We start from the raw sequence: 17,118 nt of genomic DNA on the forward strand, positions 1-17,118 counted from the left end.
TGAAAAAAACGCTTGCCAAGACGGGTGGGCTTGTTTAGTATTCGCAGCTCGACGACAGGCACGTAGCTCAGCTGGTTAGAGCACCACCTTGACATGGTGGGGGTCGTTGGTTCGAGTCCAATCGTGCCTACCAAATTCAAACGCATGGAGCGTTACAAGTGTACAACTTGCGAACTACCACAACCCGACATACTCACGCTAGCTGAGCCTTGCGGGTTGTTCCATGCAAAAAAAGTGCGGCTCAGGCCGCACTTTTTTTTTATCCTTCGCTTTCTAAAAATTTCTCTCTCGCCTTGTTGGAGTTGACATGCCAGACATTCGCTTGCCGGACGGCTCGATCCGTTCGTTCGATAAACCGGTGACGGTTCATGAAGTGGCTGCGTCCATCGGCGCCGGGTTGGCGCGCGCGGCGCTGGCCGGCCGCGTCGATGGCGTGCTGGTGGATACTTCCCACACCATCGCTCGCAACGCCGATCTGGCCATCATCACCGATAAGGATGCGGACGGTCTGTCCATTATTCGTCACTCCACCGCTCACTTGCTGGCCTATGCCGTCAAGGAACTGTTCCCGGAGGCTCAGGTCACCATCGGGCCGGAGATTGAGAACGGTTTCTACTACGACTTCGCCTACAAGCGCCCGTTTACGCCGGAAGACTTGGCCGCCATCGAAAAGAAAATGGCCGAGCTGGCGAAAAAGGACATTCCGGTGGAGCGCTACGAGCTGCCGCGCGATGAGGCCATTGCCTACTTCAAGAGCATAGGCGAGGCCTATAAGGCCGAGATCATTGAGTCCATCCCGCAAGGCGAGGTGTTGAGCCTGTATCGCGAGGGCGAATTCACCGATCTGTGTCGCGGCCCGCACGTGCCGTCCACCGGCAAGCTCAAAGTGTTCAAGCTGATGAAGGTGGCCGGCGCTTACTGGCGCGGCGACAGCAAGAATGAAATGCTGCAGCGGGTTTACGGCACCGCCTGGGCCAAGAAGGAAGACCTGGACGCCTATCTCTACATGCTGGAAGAGGCGGAAAAGCGCGATCATCGCAAACTGGGCGTGCAGTTGGACCTGTTCCACCTGCAGGACGAGGCGCCGGGCATGGTGTTCTGGCACCCCAAGGGCTGGCAGTTGTGGCAGAGCGTCGAGCAATACATGCGCGACAAGTTGAACCGCGAAGGTTATAAGGAAATCCGCACCCCGATGATGATGGACGCTCATCTGTGGGAGCGTTCCGGTCATGCCGCCAACTACCGCGAAAACATGTTCATCACGGAGTCGGAAAAGCGCGACTACGCGGTCAAGCCGATGAATTGCCCCGGCCATGTGCAAGTATTCAACAGTGGCCTGCGTTCCTATCGCGACCTGCCGCTGCGTTATGCGGAGTTCGGCTCCTGCCACCGCAACGAGCCCTCCGGCGCGCTGCACGGCATCATGCGCGTGCGCGGCTTTGTGCAGGACGACGGTCACATCTTCTGTACCGAAGATCAGATCAACCAAGAGGCCAAGGATTTCCATCGCCTGGTGATGGAAGTGTACGAGCGCTTCGGCTTTGACAAGGTGGCGATCAAGCTGGCGCTGCGTCCGGAAAAACGCATCGGCGCCGAAGAAACCTGGGACAAGGCTGAAGAAGGCATGCGCGAAGCGCTGCGCGCCTGCGGTGTGGAGTGGGAGGAGTTGCCGGGCGAGGGGGCGTTCTACGGTCCCAAGATCGAATATCATATCAAGGACGCGCTGGGCCGCTCCTGGCAGTGCGGCACCCTGCAGTTGGACTTCATGCTGCCGGAGCGTCTGGACGCCGAATACGTGGCCGACGACAACAGCCGCAAGCGCCCGGTGATGCTGCATCGCGCTGCGCTGGGTTCGCTGGAGCGTTTCCTCGGCATCCTGATCGAAAACCATGCCGGCGCCTTCCCGTTGTGGCTGGCTCCGGTGCAAATGGTGGTGATGAATATCACCGAAGCACAGGCCGAATACGTGGCCGATGTGGCCGCGAAACTGCGCGAACAAGGCTTCCGCGTTGATCTTGACTTGAGAAACGAGAAGATCGGCTATAAAATTCGCGAGCACAGCCTGCAAAAGTTGCCGTACCAGATTATCGTCGGCGACAAGGAGAAGGCTGGCGAGTTGGTTGCCGTACGCTCCCGCGGGGAAGACCTGGGGCAGCTTACGCTGGATGCGCTCATTGCGCGCCTCAAGGCTGAGATGCCTGAGGCCTGATTCCGGCGGCGGCAGGCATTGAGTTTAGATTAATAGGAGATTTGGCTATAGCTCAGGAACGCGAAGCACGGATCAACGGCGAGATTACCGCCCGTGAAATTCGTCTGGTAGGTAAAGAAGGTGAGCAGATTGGTGTTGTCAGTCTGCGTGAGGCAATGGCGCTGGCGGAGGAAGGTGACGTGGATTTGGTGGAAATCTCCCCAACCGCGCAGCCTCCGGTATGCAAGCTGATGGACTACGGCAAGTACAAGTACGAGCAGTCCAAGAAGCGTCACGAAGCCAAGCAGAAGCAGAAACAGGTTCAGATCAAGGAAATCAAGTTCCGTCCGGGTACCGACGACGGCGACTACAACGTCAAGTTGCGCAACTTGACCCGATTCCTGGCTGACGGCGACAAGGCCAAGGTCACCCTGCGCTTCCGCGGTCGTGAGATGGCCCACCAGAACATCGGTTTGGAATTGCTTAAGCGAGTCGAAGCCGACTTGTCCGAAATTGCGGTTGTTGAGCAGTTTCCCAAGCTCGAAGGCCGCCAGATGGTCATGATGATTGCGCCGAAGAAGAAATAATCGGTATAATCATCAAATCGACACGGCAGGGTTCGCTCTGCCGTGTTGATTTTGTAGGTCGGCAACGATCTGCCCAAAAGCGTGACACGATGGTTTTTCAAGCGTTTCCAGATCCGTCTGGCAACCACCTCGCGTCTAATCTAATCAAAATTCAGCAGGAGCAGTCCATGCCGAAAATGAAAACCAAGTCGAGCGCGAAAAAGCGTCTCAAAGTACTGGGCAATGGTGGTGTAAAGCGCTCTTACGCGTTCAAGCGTCACATCCTGACCAAAAAAACCACCAAGAACAAGCGCCAACTGCGTGGCACTACCATGGTAGATAGCACCAACATGGCCTCTGTTCGCGCAATGATGCCCTACGCTTAAGGAGACTAAGATATGCCACGCGTAAAACGCGGTGTAACCGCTCGTGCTCGTCACAAGAAAATCCTCGCACTGGCGAAAGGCTATCGCGGCCGCCGGAAGAACGTCTATCGCATCGCCAAACAGGCGGTGATGAAAGCTGGTCAGTACGCTTACCGCGACCGTCGTCAGAAAAAGCGTCAGTTCCGTCAACTGTGGATTGCTCGTATCAACGCAGCTGCTCGTGAAAACGGCCTGCCGTACAGCAAATTCATGAACGGCCTGAAAAAAGCCTCTATCGAAATCGACCGCAAGGTCCTGGCCGACCTGGCCGTGTTCGACAAGCCGGCTTTTGCACAGATCGTCGAAAAGGCGAAAGCAAGCCTCGCTGCTTAATCGCCCGGACGGATCAAAAGGGAGGCACATGCCTCCCTTTTTTTAATGCGGCCAAGCCGCGAGCATGATTCAAGATCAAGACGGTTGGCCAGACTCGCTCGGATTCTGGGGCGCGTGTGGCCAGCTTTCTTTCGCATACGGTGTGGAACACGATGAACAACGTTGACGCGATTCTCCAATCCGGCCTGACCGCGGTAGCCGCGGCGGCCGATCTCGTTGAACTGGAGCAGGTCAAGGCCCGCTATCTGGGCAAGAGCGGCGAGTTGACCGAACTCCTGAAGCAGCTGGGCAAGCTGCCCGCTGAAGAGCGCAAGGCCGCCGGCGCCACCATTAACGTGGCCAAGCAGGCTTTTGAGGCCGCGCACAAACAGCGCCTTGATCAAATGAACGCCGCCAAGCTGGAGGCGCAACTGGCCGCCGAGGCGCTGGACGTGACCCTCCCAGGGCGCGGCAGCAACGGCGGCGGCTTGCATCCGGTGGCGCTGACTTTGGAGCGCATCGCCGGCCTGTTCCGCACCATGGGTTTCGAAGTGGCGGACGGTCCGGAGATCGAAACCGATTTCTATAATTTCCAAGCGCTGAACATCCCGGAAAACCATCCCGCGCGCGCGATGGCCGACACCTTCTACGTGGAAGGCGGCGACGTGCTGCGCACGCATACCAGCCCGATCCAGGCGCGCTTCATGATGAGCAATCAGCCGCCCATCAAGATCGTGGCTCCGGGCCGCGTATATCGCGTCGACTCCGACGCCACCCATTCGCCGATGTTCCACCAGATGGAAGGCTTGTGGGTGGAAGAGGGCGTGTCCTTCGCCGATCTCAAGGCGGTGGTGACCGATTTTCTACGTCGTTTCTTTGAACGCGACGACCTGCAAGTGCGCTTCCGTCCGTCCTTCTTCCCCTTCACTGAACCGTCGGCGGAAATCGATGTGCTGGGCGAGCGTGGTTGGCTGGAAGTGGGCGGTTGCGGCATGGTGCACCCCAATGTGTTGCGCAATGTCAACATCGACCCGGAGAAGTACACCGGCTTCGCCTTCGGCATCGGTCTCGACCGCTTCGCCATGTTGCGCTACGGCGTCAACGACCTGCGGCTGTTCTTCGAGAACGACCTCAACTTCCTGAGACAGTTCAACTGATCGCGTACGGAGCCGAATACTATGCAATTTTCCGAACAATGGCTGAGAAGCTGGGTTAATCCGTCGCTGAGCACCGACGAACTGTCCTACCTGCTGACCATGGCGGGTTTGGAGGTGGAGGAAGTCAACGCCGCCGCGCCGGCCTTCAGCGGGGTGGTGGTGGCTGAAGTCAAGGAAGTGGCCAAGCATGAAAACGCCGACCGCCTGCGCGTGACCAAGGTGGACGTGGGGACGGGCGAACTGGTGCAGATCGTCTGCGGCGCGCCCAATGTCGCCGTGGGCCTGAAGGTGCCTTGCGCCTTGCCCGGCGCCGCTCTGCCCGGTGATTTCAAGATCAAGCCGACCAAAATGCGCGGCGTCGAATCCAACGGCATGCTGTGTTCCGGCAAGGAGCTTGGCGTGCCGGACGAGGCCGACGGCCTGCTGGTGCTGCCGGCCGATGCGCCGACGGGACAGAGCATTCGCGACTACCTGGGCCTGGACGACCAGCTGTTCACGCTGAAAATCACCCCCAACCGAGCCGATTGTCTGTCCATTCGCGGCATCGCCCGCGAAGTGGCGGCGCTGACCGGCGCAGAACTCGCGGCGGTGGTCATTCCCGCCGTGGCGCCGGTCATCGACGATGCGCTGTCGGTGAGCATCGACGCTAAATCGGGTTGCGGTCGTTACCTGGGGCGCGTGGTCAAGGGCGTCAACGCCGCCGCCGCCACGCCGGAATGGATGCGTCGCCGTCTGGAACGCGCGGGCTTGCGTTCGATTTCCGCCGTGGTCGACATCACCAACTATGTATTGCTGGAACAAGGTCAGCCCATGCACGCCTTCGACCTGGCCAAGCTGGACGGCGGCATCGTCGTGCGCATGGCCAAGGACGGCGAAGAACTGCTGTGCTTGAACGAAAAAACCGTCAAGCTCAATCCCGATTACATGGTGATCTCGGACCAGAGCAAAGCACTGGCCATCGCCGGCATCATGGGCGGCGAGCACAGCGGCGTGACCACCGGCAGCACAGACATCTTCCTGGAAAGCGCTTTCTTTGCTCCGGAAGCGATTGCCGGCAAAGCGCGCGAGCTGGGTTTCGGTTCGGATTCCTCTTTCCGTTACGAGCGCGGCGTGGACTTCCAGCTACAGCGCGATGCGATGGAGCGCGCCACCCGCCTGGTGTTGGACATCTGCGGGGGGCAACCGGGTCCGGTGGTGGAAGCCGTGGCCGAGTTGCCGCGCCGCGGCGAGGTCAAGCTGCGCGTGTCGCGTTGCGCCAAGCTGTTGGGCGTGACGCTGAGCAGCGAACAGATCGGTGAAATTCTGGGCCGGCTGGGTTTGACTCACCGCCTGGATGGCGAGGTTTTCACCGTGGAGGCGCCGTCTTTCCGCTTCGACATCGCGATTGAGGAAGATTTGATCGAGGAGGTGGCGCGGGTTTACGGCTACGACGCGATTCCTGCAGACGCGCCGCGTTCCGGCATGCGCATGCTGGCGCAGCGGGAAGAGCTGCGGCCGCGCGATCAAATCCGCCATCTGCTGGCGGCCCGCGACTATCAGGAAATCGTCAGCTACGCCTTCGTCGACGAAGCCTGGGAGCGTGATTTCGCCGCCAACGAGCAGCCAGTGCGCCTGATCAATCCGATCGCCTCGCAGATGAGCGTGATGCGCTCTACCTTGATCGGCGGCTTGGTGGACGTGTTGGTCGGCAACATCAACCGCAAGCAGCCGCGCGTGCGCGTGTTCGAAGTGGCGCGCGTATTCAAGAAATCCGCCGACTGGTTCGACCAGCCGGAAAAAGTGGCCGGCCTCGCCTGGGGGCCGCGCTTGCCCGAGCAGTGGGGGGTCAAGGCGGAGCGAGTCGACTTCTTCGATGTCAAAGCCGATGTCGAAGCCCTGCTGCATCCGCAGCAAGCCAGCTTCCGCAAGGCAGAGCACCCGGCCTTCCATCCGGGCCGCTGCGCCGAGGTGCTGGTGAATGGCCTGGCGGTGGGCGTGATTGGCGAACTGCATCCCAAGTGGGCGCAGCAATATGATTTGTCCAGCGCTCCGGTGTTGTTTGAATTGGATCTGGCCGCTGTGGAAGCTCGGCAGCCTATCAAGGCGCAACCGGTGAGCAAGTTCCAGGCGGTGCGCCGCGATCTGGCGCTGGTGGTGGACGAGGCGGTGGAAACGGAGCAATTGCTGGCCTGCTTCGCCAAGCACGGCGCCGCCATTGTCAGCGAAGTGGCTTTGTTTGACGTTTATCGCGGCAAAGGCGTGGAAGAAGGCAAGAAGAGTCTGGCCTTCCGCGTGATGTTGCAGGACAATAGCCGCACGCTGACCGACGAAGATGTGGAGCCGGCGCTTAAAGCCCTGCTGGACGGCGTTGCCGCCGAGCTGGGCGCTCAGCTGCGCTGAGCCCAAGGCGTGGAGCCCGCCGGCTTGTCGGCGGGCTTTTGAATGATTAGAAATATTGATGTGTGAGAGGGTGACATGACTTTGACCAAGGCTGAGCTGGCCGACATGCTGTTTGATCAAGTGGGTCTGAACAAGCGTGAAGCCAAGGACATGGTTGAATCGTTTTTTGAAGAAATTCGCCAGGCCTTGGAGTCCGGAGATTCCGTCAAATTATCCGGTTTCGGTAATTTCCAGTTGCGCGACAAGCCGCAGCGTCCGGGTCGCAACCCCAAGACCGGGGAAGAGATTCCCATCACCGCGCGACGTGTGGTAACGTTCCATGCTAGTCAGAAACTCAAGGGAATGGTCGAGCAATTCCATGCCAACAAGCAAGGCTGATCTGCCGTCGATACCGTCCAAGCGTTACTTCACCATCAGCGAAGTGAGCGAGCTCACCGGCGTCAAGCCGCATGTGCTGCGCTATTGGGAGCAGGAGTTTTCCCAGCTGCGTCAGGTGAAGCGCCGTGGCAACCGCCGCTACTACCAACATCACGAAGTGTTATTGGTCAGACGCATTCGCGGTTTGTTATATGACGATGGTTTTACCATTCACGGAGCCCGCCAGCGATTGGGCGCGGACGGCCAGGAAGTGCGCCCGGCAACGGCCCAGGAGGTGAGAACCGAGTTGGAGGCGATTTTAGAATGGCTCGATTCAGGGCTTGGCAAAAATTAAAAAGCAGTTTAGAATACGTTTCTCTCGAGTCGGGGCGTAGCGCAGCCTGGTAGCGCACCTGCATGGGGTGCAGGGGGTCGGAAGTTCGAATCTTCTCGCCCCGACCAAAGAATTCCAAAAGTATCAAATATTTAAAGCTCTGCATTTGCAGAGCTTTTTTTATTTTCCCCTCCGAAATTTAGAAATTCCTCCAGTAACATCAAACTCGGCAGGTTAGGCGCAACGAATCGGCCTAACTCAGCCGGTCATTCCGTCTATATGTTTTTATCGCTTGAGGCGGAGCCGAACCATTTGTCTTGGCGCTTGCCCTATTTCAGTGGCCGCCGCGAATGCGCGCGGCGGCGTGTCGTCGACTTTATGTAAGGATTGCCATGTTGCATGTAGTTGCCGTGATTACCGCCAAACCGGGGCAGCGCGCCGTAATCTTGCAAGAGCTGAATGCGATCGTGCCCCTGGTGCGCGAGGAAGAGGGTTGCATTGAATACGGCCCGGCTCTGGACCATGCGGATTCTCCGCAGCCGTTTGGGGCGGACAGTTTGGTGGTAATGGAAAAATGGGCAAGCAAGGCCGCGCTGGATCGGCATCTGGACGCGCCGGCGCTGCGGGGCTTCATCGCCGCGACCGAGGGCGCGGTGGCCGGACTGTCCGTGCATGTGTTGAACCCGGTCTAGACCGGCCTAACCGTGTTCAGCCGGCTTTGCCGGCTATTTTTTTGGGCAGGGCTCGGCTAGCGGCGCTTCTATGGGCAGCCGTTGCAACTCTCCGTTAAAAAAGCTGCGCTCGCTGCGGCGCAAGGAGGGAAGCAAGGCTTGGAGGCGGGAGAGCGCGTCGGCGGCTTCCCGTCCGGCCCCCTGCTCATGCAGCAGAAACCATGCGGCCTCCAGCAATAGATTGGCTTGTTGCAAGGGCGGGAAGGCGGCGTTGCCGGCTATCTGCTCGTCCAGAGCAAGGACCGCCGCAGAGGACCAGCGGCTAAAGCCCTTGGCCGGGGACAAGGAGGCGTGCAAGGGATGCAGGGCGGCGATGGCGGTTTCCAGCGCCAGCGGCTGTTGTGCGCGGAAAGCGGCCAAGCTGCGCGAGCGCGGCGGCGGACAGTTGCCGCGTGCGATGCGCAGGATGAAGATCAGGTTCCAGGCGGAGCCGCTGCCGTAGCCGAAACGGTCGCAAATCCATTCGGATAGGCCAAGCCAGCGCATTGCTTGCAGTTGCACCGCGCTCACCTGCTGTTCTCGTTCCGGGTCGATCAAACCTTGCTGCCAGAACAGCCACAAGCACCAACCGATATTGGCGGCCACATGTTGGGCGGCGTCGATCGAATCCGCCTCGTAAGCCGCCTCCAGCGCGCCGCTCAGCGCTTGCAGAGCCGCGCCGGCCTGGCCTTGCTGGCGCGCTATGCCCGCGCCGCTGGTGGCGGCGTGCTTGTGCAACAGCGCCATCAGATTCAGACATTCGAAGCGTACCCGCGGGTTGTAGCGGAATACCGGTTGCAGCTCCGGCGAGGTTTGCAGATGCTCCAGCATGGTCTGAGCCGCTTCGGCATCGCCATGCGTGTAGCGTTCCCAGGCTCTGACGATGCAAGCCATGGCGGCGAAAGTAGGGTGGGCGTGATGCATGCTGCCGGCGTCCAGCACTCGGTCTAGCCGTTTCAGCGCGCTGCGGCTGCCGTCCAACTGGGCGCTGCGGCGCCAGGCCAGGCTTTCCTTCATCAAAGCCAGCGCCTGTTGAAAATCGTCGTCGGCGAACTGGCGCGCAACGTGGAAGGATTCCGCTACCTGACGGCTGGGGCGGCGTCCGAAACCGTCGTATTCATCGCGGATCGCCTGCGCCATCTGCTGCCAGAAGCGCATGTCGCGCATCAGGTAGGACAGATCGCCGGCCGGGTTTTCCGGCCGCTCCCTGCGCAGGCCCAGAAAGTGTTCCAGCCAATCCCGCTCCACCTCTACACCGCCGGCGCTGAAACGCAGTCGCGAGGCCATGTCGGCCGTCAGCCAGAATGGACCGCGGCTGCGCCCGTTCAACGGCAGGGTGGAGATGGGCTGGCCGTGAGCGGCTCCCCAGCCCGCTTGCACGCCCCAGCGCGCGAAATCGGCGAAAGCGCGCGAGATCAGCATGCGGATATTGTTTTGGCCAGGGAAGCCGAGCCGCAAGGCGGCGGCGGACACCGAGCCGTCGCCAAAATGGTAGGCATGCCAGAGACGGGCCAACAGCCAAACGGACTGACCGCGGGCGGCTTCGCCCTGGACTCGGTAGGGCGCGGATAACTCGATTTCGATGATGTCGGGCGTTTCGATCATGGTGGCTGGGTCGCTTGCGGATTGGCGGAACAGAGCGCCGGTAGGGGCTGAGGCTGGCGTTTGTCGCGGAAGGAGTGATTCTACCGCTCCGCATTGGTGTTTTGATCGCGCCGGATACTCGTTGGCTTCGGCCCGACGGCGTCACGCGGTTCACCAAAGCTTGTCGATATCCCCCGGGTAGAGCGCAATCTCGCAATGCTCGAAGCGCGCGGCCATTTGCTTGGCCTTGTCGCTGAAAAAGCCGGCCATCGTCGCTTTGTCGAATTGGCTGCTGGGAAACGGCGAGGCCGGCGTGCCGCCGATCAAGACGGCGCCAGGCAGTTCGCTCCAGCCGCAACCTTGGTAAAAGCGCCGCAGGGGACGGTCGCAAGTGAAGATGCCGAGATCTGCGCCGTTGGCTTGCATGGTTTCGCGAGCGGAGGCGGCGAGCAATCGCCCCAAGCCGCGGCTGCGATCCTCGGGCTGAGTGACCATGCAGCTGATGCCGCTGGCCTGGAAGTCCTCGTCCGCATGGCTTAGCTGCTTGCTGAGGATGTCCAGCGCCGACAGCACCCGAAGGTTCTCCACCAGCAACAGCGACAGCGGCCGTAGCGCGGGATCGTGGATGGGGTCGGGGCGGGTTGGCGGTTCGCCAGGCCAGGCCAGGTTTTGCAGCTCGAGAACTTGCATGCGTAGTTCGGCGGGCACTTCCGCTTCGGGAAAAATCAGAATTTCCATAAGCTGGTTCTTCTCGCAATGGACGGGTATGGTCGACCTTCATGATAACAGCGTTGGCGACACGGCCGAGCCTAAGAACCTGTTTACGATCTCGCCCTTGCTCGCGATATCGTAAACAGGTTCTTAGCCGGTTGGCCGCAACAAGGAGAGCGCATGTCCTCACTGACTCAAGCCTGTCTATGGCTGGATCAAAGCCCCGCCGAGCCGCATTGGCCGCCGTTGACGCAATCGGCGCACTGCGATGTGGCGGTAATCGGCGGCGGCTATACCGGCCTTTGGACGGCTTACTACCTCAAGCGCATGGCGCCGAAGCTGGATGTGGCGGTGCTGGAAGCCGAAACTTGCGGCTATGGCGCGTCTGGGCGCAACGGAGGCTGGCTGATCGGAGGGCTGGCCAATCAGGATGCCCATTTGCTCAGGCTGGACGGCGAGCGGCGTGAACAAGCGCGGCGGCGGTTGTTCGGCATTGTCGACGAGGTGGCCGAGATCTTGGCGCGGGAGCGCATCGATTGCGACTTTGCCCATGGCGGGGTGTTGTACGCGGCGGCGCGCTATCCGGAGCAGGAGGCAATGGGACGGAACTGGCTGCGGGAGTTGCGACGGGCGGGGCACGGCGAAGCCGACTTTCGATGGCTGGACCGCAAAGAGGCACAAGAGCAGTTGGGTGCGCGCGATGTGCGCGGCGGGGTGTTCTCGCCGCATTGCGCGGTGATTCAGCCGGCCAGGCTGGCGCAAGGCCTTGCGCGGGCCGCGGCGCGGCTGGGGGTGCGGATTCATGAGCGCAGCCCGGTGCGCCGGCTCGCTCCGGGCGTGGCGGGGTTGGACGGCTGCGAGTTGCGCGCCGACGTCATCGTGCCGGCGCTGGAAGGCGCGGCCGGGCAGTTTTCCCGCTTGGCGCGTTGTCTGCTGCCGGTGCAGAGCCTGCTGTTGGCCACTGAGCCGTTGTCGTCTGCTCAATGGGATGAGATTGGCCTGGCTGATCGTCAGGCTTTCGGCGATTTGAGCCGGATGGTGACTTACGGGCAACGCAGCGCGGACGGCCGCCTGGTGTTTGGCGCGCGCGGGGGCTACCGGCTGGGCGGCCGTGAACGATGGAACTTTGATCCGGGCAGCGATGAGTTCGCTTGGCGCGAGCGTCTGCTGCGTCAATTGTTGCCGGCGCTGGGCGCTACGGAGATTGAGTACCGCTGGGGCGGCACCTTGGGCGTGGCGCGCGCTTTCACGCCCTATGCGCTGTATGACCGGCGGGCCGGCATCGCCATGGCCGGCGGTTACGGCGGCGAGGGCGTGGGGGCGTCTAACTTGATGGGGCGCACGCTGGCGGAATTGATCCTGGAGCGAGACGGCGATTTGACCTCCATGCCCTGGGTCATGTCTGAAGGGCGTTTGGAGCAGGTGCGCCGTTGGGCTCCGGAACCGGTTCCATGGCTTGGCTATCATCTGGTGCGCAGCGCCTACGCGCTGGAGGAGAAGCTGTGCGCCGGAGGCTCCGCGCCCGCATGGGCTCGGCGGAGCGCGGGCAAGTTGGCCGCGGCGCTGGAGTCGCTGCTGGCTTGAAGGCGGGCATGCGATATGGCCGCCGCTCATGTCGCGACGCACTTCTTGTGGTCTCGCCTTTGCTCGCGAGATCGTGGAACAGGCTCTCAGGGTGGGTTGTTGATCGAGGCGTTGGCTGGGCTGTTCAGTGGGTTCAAGAGCCTGAGTTTTCGCTGAAGGCGTCCGCGGACCAGCCCAATAACTGGGTTGGCGTGTGGCCGAAGGCCTGGCGGAAGGCGGCGATGAAGGCGCTGGGGCTGTCGTAGCCGCAGCGCCAGGCCGCGACGCCGACGGCTTGGCCGGCCGATAAATATTCCAGGGACTTCAATAGCCGCAACCGGCGGCGCCAGGCCTGGAAGCTGAGCCCGGTTTGTTCTGGAAACAGGCGGCTCAGGCTGCGCCCGCTGAGGCCAGCCCATTGCGCCCAGTCGTCGCGCGAGCGGGGGTCATCGGGCGCTTCCGTCAAGGCGTCGGCGACGCGGCGCGCGCGCCGGTCTTGCGGCAGCGGCAGGCTCAGGTTCAAGGATGGACATTGCTCCAATTCGTCCAGCAAGACCTCCAGCAGCCGCTGTTCTCTGGGAAGAGGCGGAACGGCGAAGTCCAGCGCGCGCCGCATGATGGCAGGGAGCAGCGCATCGCAGGCGATGGCTTGCGCGTAGGCGGGAAGCCGGTCGCAGGCCGCTGCGGCAAGGCGGAGGCTGATGCCGTCTATCAGGCCGTGACGATGCGAGGCATGGCGCACGCCGGGAGGAATCCAGACCAAGTGGCCGGGCGGCAGCCAGAGCCGGCCGTCGTCGGTGGCGATGCTTAGCACGCCGTGGCGCAGCAAGCTCAGCTGGCCGCTGTCATGGCTGTGCCAGGCGTCGGGGTCGGCGGCGTGGTGATGGATGCGGTTGGCGGCGATCAGCATGGTCTTGGCCTGTTTGAGCTATCCGTAGGCATTATAACGATAACGCGCCGCCGCCGCGGGGCGTGATACTGGCCACGGTGGCGGCGAGGCATGGGCCGCGTCGCCCTTTATCGACATCTGTCCCTACTAACTAAGAGCGGCTAACAAAACCCCTGATGCTGCGTTGTCCGGACTTGCCGTACTCAATGTACTGTCTGCGTCGGCGCGCCTTGCCTCAGCCGTGAAACTGAGTTTTGTTAGCCACTCTAAGAATGTGTTTACGACCCAGCGAGACAAGGCGAAAACGGCTGAGAAAGCGGAATGTACAGGTGGTGCATGAGCATTTTGAATGCTGGTTTCAACGCCGCATCGTCTACGCGAGGCAGATCGTAAACCGGTACTAAGGAGCAAAACTATGCAAGACACCGCGATCACTGTGGTGAGGGAACTATTCGAATGCGCATTGCTGAGCCCGGAGTTAGACGAAAGCCGCTTGGCCCGACTGGTGCATCCGGACTACCGGCAGCAGGCGGACGGCCGCAATCTGGATTACCCCGCTTTCGTCAGGCATTTGCGCCATTTGAAGCGGGAGTGCAGCCGGGTCGGCCTTGAAATCCTGAGCTGGGCGGAGCAGGGAGAGCGGCTGTTCACCCGTCATTTGGTTACCGCGGACAAGCGGGCCGGCGGTCAGGTACGGATGCTGGTCATCGCCGAGTTCCGTGTACGCGACGGCATGGTGCGCGCCTGCGATGAACTAACCCATATGCTGGGCGGGGCGGCAGAGGATAGAGATCTGGGTTCTCGTTGCTGACGACAGATTGGGCCGGGTTTATGACGGCTTGGCCCATTGCGAAGCGTATCATCGATATTCAATGTGACTTGGCCGCATGACTTTATAATCAGGCGTTGGCGTCCCTTGAATATCAGCCACATTGTTTTGAATGCAATATCGCTCCGCTCATCTATTTTCAATGAGATTAATCTTGGAGCAAATGACGGTGTGGCGGTTTATCGGCGAGGATAAAAAAATGGACCCGACGGGTCCATTTCGATATGGCGGCGATTGAATCAGGCTTCCGGAACGTTCAGCGAGTTGATGCTGAAGCCGGCGTCGACATAAGTGATTTCGCCGGTAATGCCGGAGGACAGATTGGACAACAGGAAAGCGGCGGTATTGCCCACTTCCTCGGTGGTGACGTTACGGCGCAGACAGGACTGTCCGGCAGCCATGGCCAGCAGTTTGGAGAAGCCGGAAATGCCGGCGGCGGCCAGGGTCTTGATCGGGCCCGCGGAAATGCCGTTGACGCGGATGCCGTCCTTGCCCAGGCTGGCGGCCATGAAGCGCACCGAAGCTTCCAGGCTGGCTTTGGCCAGGCCCATCACGTTGTAATTCGGGATGGCTCGCACCGCGCCCAAGTAGGACAGGGTCAGCAGAGCGGCGTTGCGGCCTTGCATCATCGGGCGCGCGGCCTTGGCCAGCGCCGGGAAACTATAGGCGGACACGTCGTGCGCGGTCTGGAAGGCTTCGCGGCTCAGCGCATCCAAAAAGTCGCCTTCCAGCGATTCGCGCGGGGCAAAGGCGATGGCGTGCACCAAACCGTCCAGACCGTCCCATTCCTTGCCGAGATCAGCGAACAATTTATTGATTTCTTCGTCATTCTGCACGTCGCAGCGGAAAACCAGCTTGGAACCGAAATCCGCGGCCATTTCGCGCACGCGGTCTTCCAGCTTGTCCACCACATAGGTGAACGCCAGTTCCGCGCCTTCGCGATGACAGGCCTGGGCAATGCCGTAAGCGATGGAGCGGTTGGAGATCATGCCGGTAATCAGAATCTTTTTGCCTTGCAGAAAGCCCATTTGGAGTCCTTCTCGGAATAAACAGCTGCGCATTATACCGAAGCCTGGAGGTTTCAGCAGCGGCATTGTCGGCCAGGCCAAGTGGTTCCAGGTGGTATATAAGGGAAGAGTGAAGCGCGAACCCGGCGGCGCGCTCCGGATTTCCGGTTGCTCCGGCACTCCGCGCTTGCTACCATCACACATCAATTGCAGTAGATGCACCACCAAAATATTTAGCGAGGAAACCATGAGCGATCTCATCCACCACGTAAGCGATGACAGTTTCGATACCGATGTTCTGAAAGCCGACCTGCCGGTGCTGGTCGATTACTGGGCCGAGTGGTGTGGTCCGTGCAAGATGATCGCTCCCATCCTGGACGAAGTGGCCAAGGAATACGAAGGCCGCCTGAAAGTAGTCAAGCTGAACATCGACCAAAACGAACTGACGCCGCCGAAATTCGGCATTCGCGGCATCCCGACGCTGATGATTTTCAAAGACGGCCAGGTTGCCGCCACCAAGGTGGGCGCGCTGGCCAAGAGCCAGTTGACCGCCTTCATTGACAGCCAACTGTAAAGCGTCTATTCTCCAGCAAAATCTCAAAACGGGTAGCGATTGACGCGTTGCCCGTTCCATTTTTACGCCACCCTCCGAATTCAGCGTTCCGCTAAATCGTTACCGAGTCGACCTACGGCTGCTATGCACTTATCTGATCTAAAACATCTTCATGTTTCCGAGCTCGTTGAAATGGCCATTTCCAACGAGATCGACGGGGCCAATCGACTGCGCAAGCAGGACTTGATTTTCGCCTTGCTGAAAAACCAGGCCAAAAAAGGCGAGAGCATTTTCGGCGAAGGTACCCTGGAAGTGCTGCCGGACGGTTTTGGTTTCCTGCGCAGCCCAGACACCTCCTATCTGGCCGGCCCGGACGACATCTATGTCAGCCCGTCGCAGATTCGTCGCTTCAACCTGCATACCGGCGATTCGATCGAAGGCGAGATCCGCACTCCGAAGGACGGCGAGCGCTATTTCGCGCTGGTCAAGGTGGACAAGGTCAACGGCGAAGCGCCGGAAAACTCCAAGCATAAGATTCTGTTCGAGAATCTGACGCCGCTGTTTCCCACCGAGCAATTCAAGCTGGAGCGCGACATCCGCGCCGAAGAGAACATCACTGGCCGCATCATTGATCTGATCTCGCCGATCGGCAAGGGTCAGCGCGGCCTGCTGGTGGCCCCGCCGAAGTCCGGCAAGACCGTGATGCTGCAGCACATCGCTCACGCCATCACCGCCAACCATCCGGAAGCGGTGCTGATCGTGCTGTTGATCGACGAGCGTCCGGAAGAAGTGACCGAGATGCAGCGTTCGGTCAAGGGCGAGGTGGTGTCTTCCACCTTCGACGAGCCCGCCACCCGCCACGTGCAAGTGGCCGAGATGGTGATCGAGAAGGCCAAGCGCCTGGTGGAGCACAAGAAGGACGTGGTGATTCTGCTGGATTCCATTACCCGCCTGGCTCGCGCCTACAACACCGTGGTGCCGGCTTCCGGCAAGGTGCTGACCGGCGGCGTGGACGCCAACGCGCTGCAGCGCCCCAAGCGTTTCTTCGGCGCTGCGCGTAATGTGGAAGAGGGCGGCAGCCTGACCATCATCGCCACCGCGCTGATTGATACCGGCAGCCGCATGGACGATGTGATCTACGAAGAATTCAAGGGCACCGGCAACAGCGAAATCCATCTGGAGCGCCGCATGGCGGAGAAGCGCATTTTCCCGGCGCTGAACATCAACCGCTCAGGCACTCGCCGCGAAGAACTGCTGATTCCGCAGGATCAGTTGCAGCGGATCTGGGTGCTGCGCAAGTTGCTCTACCCGATGGACGATCTGGAAGCGATGGAATTCCTGCAGGACAAGATCAAGGCCACCAAGTCGAACCAGCAGTTCTTCGACTCGATGCGCCGCTAAGAGCCAGTTCAAAATCTAGCGAGCAAGAGCGAGACAAGGCGAAAACCGCTGAGAAAGCGGAATGGTCATGTGGTACATGAGCATTTCGAAGCGGTACTCACCGTGGGGCGTATCACGAAGCGCAGCAGATGAAGAACAGACTCTAAGAGTGTT

17 protein-coding genes and 2 tRNA genes are annotated in these 17,118 nt (G+C 60.6%); 15 read left to right on the forward strand and 4 right to left on the reverse strand.

Features of this window, described 5'->3' with window-relative positions:
* The first annotated feature begins 56 nt into the window (after window positions 1-56).
* From ACUXV1_RS11595 to ACUXV1_RS11645, 11 genes are all read left to right on the forward strand, one after another.
* Window positions 57-133, forward strand: a tRNA-Val gene (locus ACUXV1_RS11595).
* Window positions 134-307: 174 nt separating this feature from the next.
* The gene (gene thrS, locus ACUXV1_RS11600; protein WP_446015464.1) at window positions 308-2,209 is read left to right on the forward strand and encodes a threonine--tRNA ligase; all 1,902 of its coding nucleotides are present in this window, start codon (window positions 308-310) and stop codon (window positions 2,207-2,209) included.
* Window positions 2,210-2,250: 41 nt separating this feature from the next.
* Window positions 2,251-2,775, forward strand: coding sequence for a translation initiation factor IF-3 (gene infC, locus ACUXV1_RS11605; RefSeq protein WP_081556240.1), 525 nt, complete (start codon window positions 2,251-2,253; stop codon window positions 2,773-2,775).
* Between the two features lie 167 nt (window positions 2,776-2,942).
* The gene (gene rpmI, locus ACUXV1_RS11610) at window positions 2,943-3,140 is read left to right on the forward strand and encodes a 50S ribosomal protein L35 (protein WP_019103239.1); all 198 of its coding nucleotides are present in this window, start codon (window positions 2,943-2,945) and stop codon (window positions 3,138-3,140) included.
* 12 nt (window positions 3,141-3,152) lie between these two features.
* Entirely contained in the window at window positions 3,153-3,512 is a 360-nt protein-coding gene (rplT, locus tag ACUXV1_RS11615; RefSeq protein WP_019103240.1) for a 50S ribosomal protein L20, read from the forward strand.
* Between the two features lie 152 nt (window positions 3,513-3,664).
* Window positions 3,665-4,648 (forward strand): phenylalanine--tRNA ligase subunit alpha, encoded by a 984-nt coding sequence (pheS, locus tag ACUXV1_RS11620; RefSeq protein WP_043633812.1) that lies wholly within the window; start codon window positions 3,665-3,667, stop codon window positions 4,646-4,648.
* Window positions 4,649-4,669: 21 nt separating this feature from the next.
* Window positions 4,670-7,027 carry a phenylalanine--tRNA ligase subunit beta gene (gene pheT, locus ACUXV1_RS11625; RefSeq protein WP_446015465.1) on the forward strand — a complete coding sequence of 786 codons (2,358 nt, stop codon included), beginning with the start codon at window positions 4,670-4,672 and terminating at the stop codon, window positions 7,025-7,027.
* 75 nt (window positions 7,028-7,102) lie between these two features.
* Window positions 7,103-7,405 carry an integration host factor subunit alpha gene (locus ACUXV1_RS11630; RefSeq protein ID WP_019103243.1) on the forward strand — a complete coding sequence of 101 codons (303 nt, stop codon included), beginning with the start codon at window positions 7,103-7,105 and terminating at the stop codon, window positions 7,403-7,405.
* Window positions 7,386-7,739, forward strand: a complete 354-nt coding sequence (locus ACUXV1_RS11635) for a MerR family transcriptional regulator (RefSeq protein WP_019103244.1) — start codon at window positions 7,386-7,388, stop codon at window positions 7,737-7,739. Before ACUXV1_RS11630 ends, ACUXV1_RS11635 begins: the two co-directional genes overlap by 20 nt.
* Window positions 7,740-7,769: 30 nt before the next feature.
* Window positions 7,770-7,846: transfer RNA gene (locus ACUXV1_RS11640), tRNA-Pro, on the forward strand.
* 264 nt (window positions 7,847-8,110) lie between these two features.
* Window positions 8,111-8,410, forward strand: a complete 300-nt coding sequence (locus ACUXV1_RS11645; RefSeq protein ID WP_043633807.1) for a putative quinol monooxygenase — start codon at window positions 8,111-8,113, stop codon at window positions 8,408-8,410.
* A gap of 33 nt (window positions 8,411-8,443) precedes the next feature.
* Here ACUXV1_RS11645 and ACUXV1_RS11650 read toward each other — a convergent pair whose 3' ends face one another.
* Window positions 8,444-10,033, reverse strand: a complete 1,590-nt coding sequence (locus tag ACUXV1_RS11650; protein WP_446015466.1) for a hypothetical protein — start codon at window positions 10,031-10,033, stop codon at window positions 8,444-8,446.
* Window positions 10,034-10,183: 150 nt separating this feature from the next.
* Window positions 10,184-10,750 carry a GNAT family N-acetyltransferase gene (locus ACUXV1_RS11655; protein WP_446015467.1) on the reverse strand — a complete coding sequence of 189 codons (567 nt, stop codon included), beginning with the start codon at window positions 10,748-10,750 and terminating at the stop codon, window positions 10,184-10,186.
* A gap of 153 nt (window positions 10,751-10,903) precedes the next feature.
* On the opposite strand from ACUXV1_RS11655, the gene ACUXV1_RS11660 reads away from it, so the two are divergent.
* Window positions 10,904-12,307 (forward strand): NAD(P)/FAD-dependent oxidoreductase, encoded by a 1,404-nt coding sequence (locus ACUXV1_RS11660; RefSeq protein ID WP_446015468.1) that lies wholly within the window; start codon window positions 10,904-10,906, stop codon window positions 12,305-12,307.
* A gap of 133 nt (window positions 12,308-12,440) precedes the next feature.
* Here ACUXV1_RS11660 and ACUXV1_RS11665 read toward each other — a convergent pair whose 3' ends face one another.
* A complete protein-coding gene (locus ACUXV1_RS11665; RefSeq protein ID WP_446015469.1) occupies window positions 12,441-13,196 on the reverse strand; it encodes an AraC family transcriptional regulator in 756 nt (251 codons plus the stop codon).
* 394 nt (window positions 13,197-13,590) lie between these two features.
* On the opposite strand from ACUXV1_RS11665, the gene ACUXV1_RS11670 reads away from it, so the two are divergent.
* A complete protein-coding gene (locus ACUXV1_RS11670) occupies window positions 13,591-13,986 on the forward strand; it encodes a nuclear transport factor 2 family protein (protein WP_194426720.1) in 396 nt (131 codons plus the stop codon).
* Between the two features lie 257 nt (window positions 13,987-14,243).
* Here ACUXV1_RS11670 and fabI read toward each other — a convergent pair whose 3' ends face one another.
* Window positions 14,244-15,032 (reverse strand): enoyl-ACP reductase FabI, encoded by a 789-nt coding sequence (fabI, locus tag ACUXV1_RS11675; protein WP_043591772.1) that lies wholly within the window; start codon window positions 15,030-15,032, stop codon window positions 14,244-14,246.
* 226 nt (window positions 15,033-15,258) lie between these two features.
* On the opposite strand from fabI, the gene trxA reads away from it, so the two are divergent.
* Window positions 15,259-15,585, forward strand: coding sequence for a thioredoxin TrxA (gene trxA, locus ACUXV1_RS11680; RefSeq protein WP_039755088.1), 327 nt, complete (start codon window positions 15,259-15,261; stop codon window positions 15,583-15,585).
* 123 nt (window positions 15,586-15,708) lie between these two features.
* Window positions 15,709-16,965: a transcription termination factor Rho gene (gene rho / locus ACUXV1_RS11685; protein WP_043591613.1), complete on the forward strand. Its 1,257-nt coding sequence runs from the start codon at window positions 15,709-15,711 to the stop codon at window positions 16,963-16,965.
* Window positions 16,966-17,118 lie beyond the last annotated feature (153 nt).

Source organism: Chromobacterium sp. W521 (genome assembly GCF_052805975.1).

Coding starts and splice junctions, on each gene's coding strand:
- thrS (WP_446015464.1), top strand. CDS start 308: ATGCCAGACATTCGCTTGCCGGACGGCTCGATCCGTTCGTTCGATAAA.
- rpmI (WP_019103239.1), top strand. CDS start 2,943: ATGCCGAAAATGAAAACCAAGTCGAGCGCGAAAAAGCGTCTCAAAGTA.
- rplT (WP_019103240.1), top strand. CDS start 3,153: ATGCCACGCGTAAAACGCGGTGTAACCGCTCGTGCTCGTCACAAGAAA.
- pheS (WP_043633812.1), top strand. CDS start 3,665: ATGAACAACGTTGACGCGATTCTCCAATCCGGCCTGACCGCGGTAGCC.
- pheT (WP_446015465.1), top strand. CDS start 4,670: ATGCAATTTTCCGAACAATGGCTGAGAAGCTGGGTTAATCCGTCGCTG.
- ACUXV1_RS11630 (WP_019103243.1), top strand. CDS start 7,103: ATGACTTTGACCAAGGCTGAGCTGGCCGACATGCTGTTTGATCAAGTG.
- ACUXV1_RS11635 (WP_019103244.1), top strand. CDS start 7,386: ATGCCAACAAGCAAGGCTGATCTGCCGTCGATACCGTCCAAGCGTTAC.
- ACUXV1_RS11645 (WP_043633807.1), top strand. CDS start 8,111: ATGTTGCATGTAGTTGCCGTGATTACCGCCAAACCGGGGCAGCGCGCC.
- ACUXV1_RS11650 (WP_446015466.1), bottom strand. CDS start 10,033: ATGATCGAAACGCCCGACATCATCGAAATCGAGTTATCCGCGCCCTAC.
- ACUXV1_RS11655 (WP_446015467.1), bottom strand. CDS start 10,750: ATGGAAATTCTGATTTTTCCCGAAGCGGAAGTGCCCGCCGAACTACGC.
- ACUXV1_RS11660 (WP_446015468.1), top strand. CDS start 10,904: ATGTCCTCACTGACTCAAGCCTGTCTATGGCTGGATCAAAGCCCCGCC.
- ACUXV1_RS11665 (WP_446015469.1), bottom strand. CDS start 13,196: ATGCTGATCGCCGCCAACCGCATCCATCACCACGCCGCCGACCCCGAC.
- ACUXV1_RS11670 (WP_194426720.1), top strand. CDS start 13,591: ATGCAAGACACCGCGATCACTGTGGTGAGGGAACTATTCGAATGCGCA.
- fabI (WP_043591772.1), bottom strand. CDS start 15,032: ATGGGCTTTCTGCAAGGCAAAAAGATTCTGATTACCGGCATGATCTCC.
- trxA (WP_039755088.1), top strand. CDS start 15,259: ATGAGCGATCTCATCCACCACGTAAGCGATGACAGTTTCGATACCGAT.
- rho (WP_043591613.1), top strand. CDS start 15,709: ATGCACTTATCTGATCTAAAACATCTTCATGTTTCCGAGCTCGTTGAA.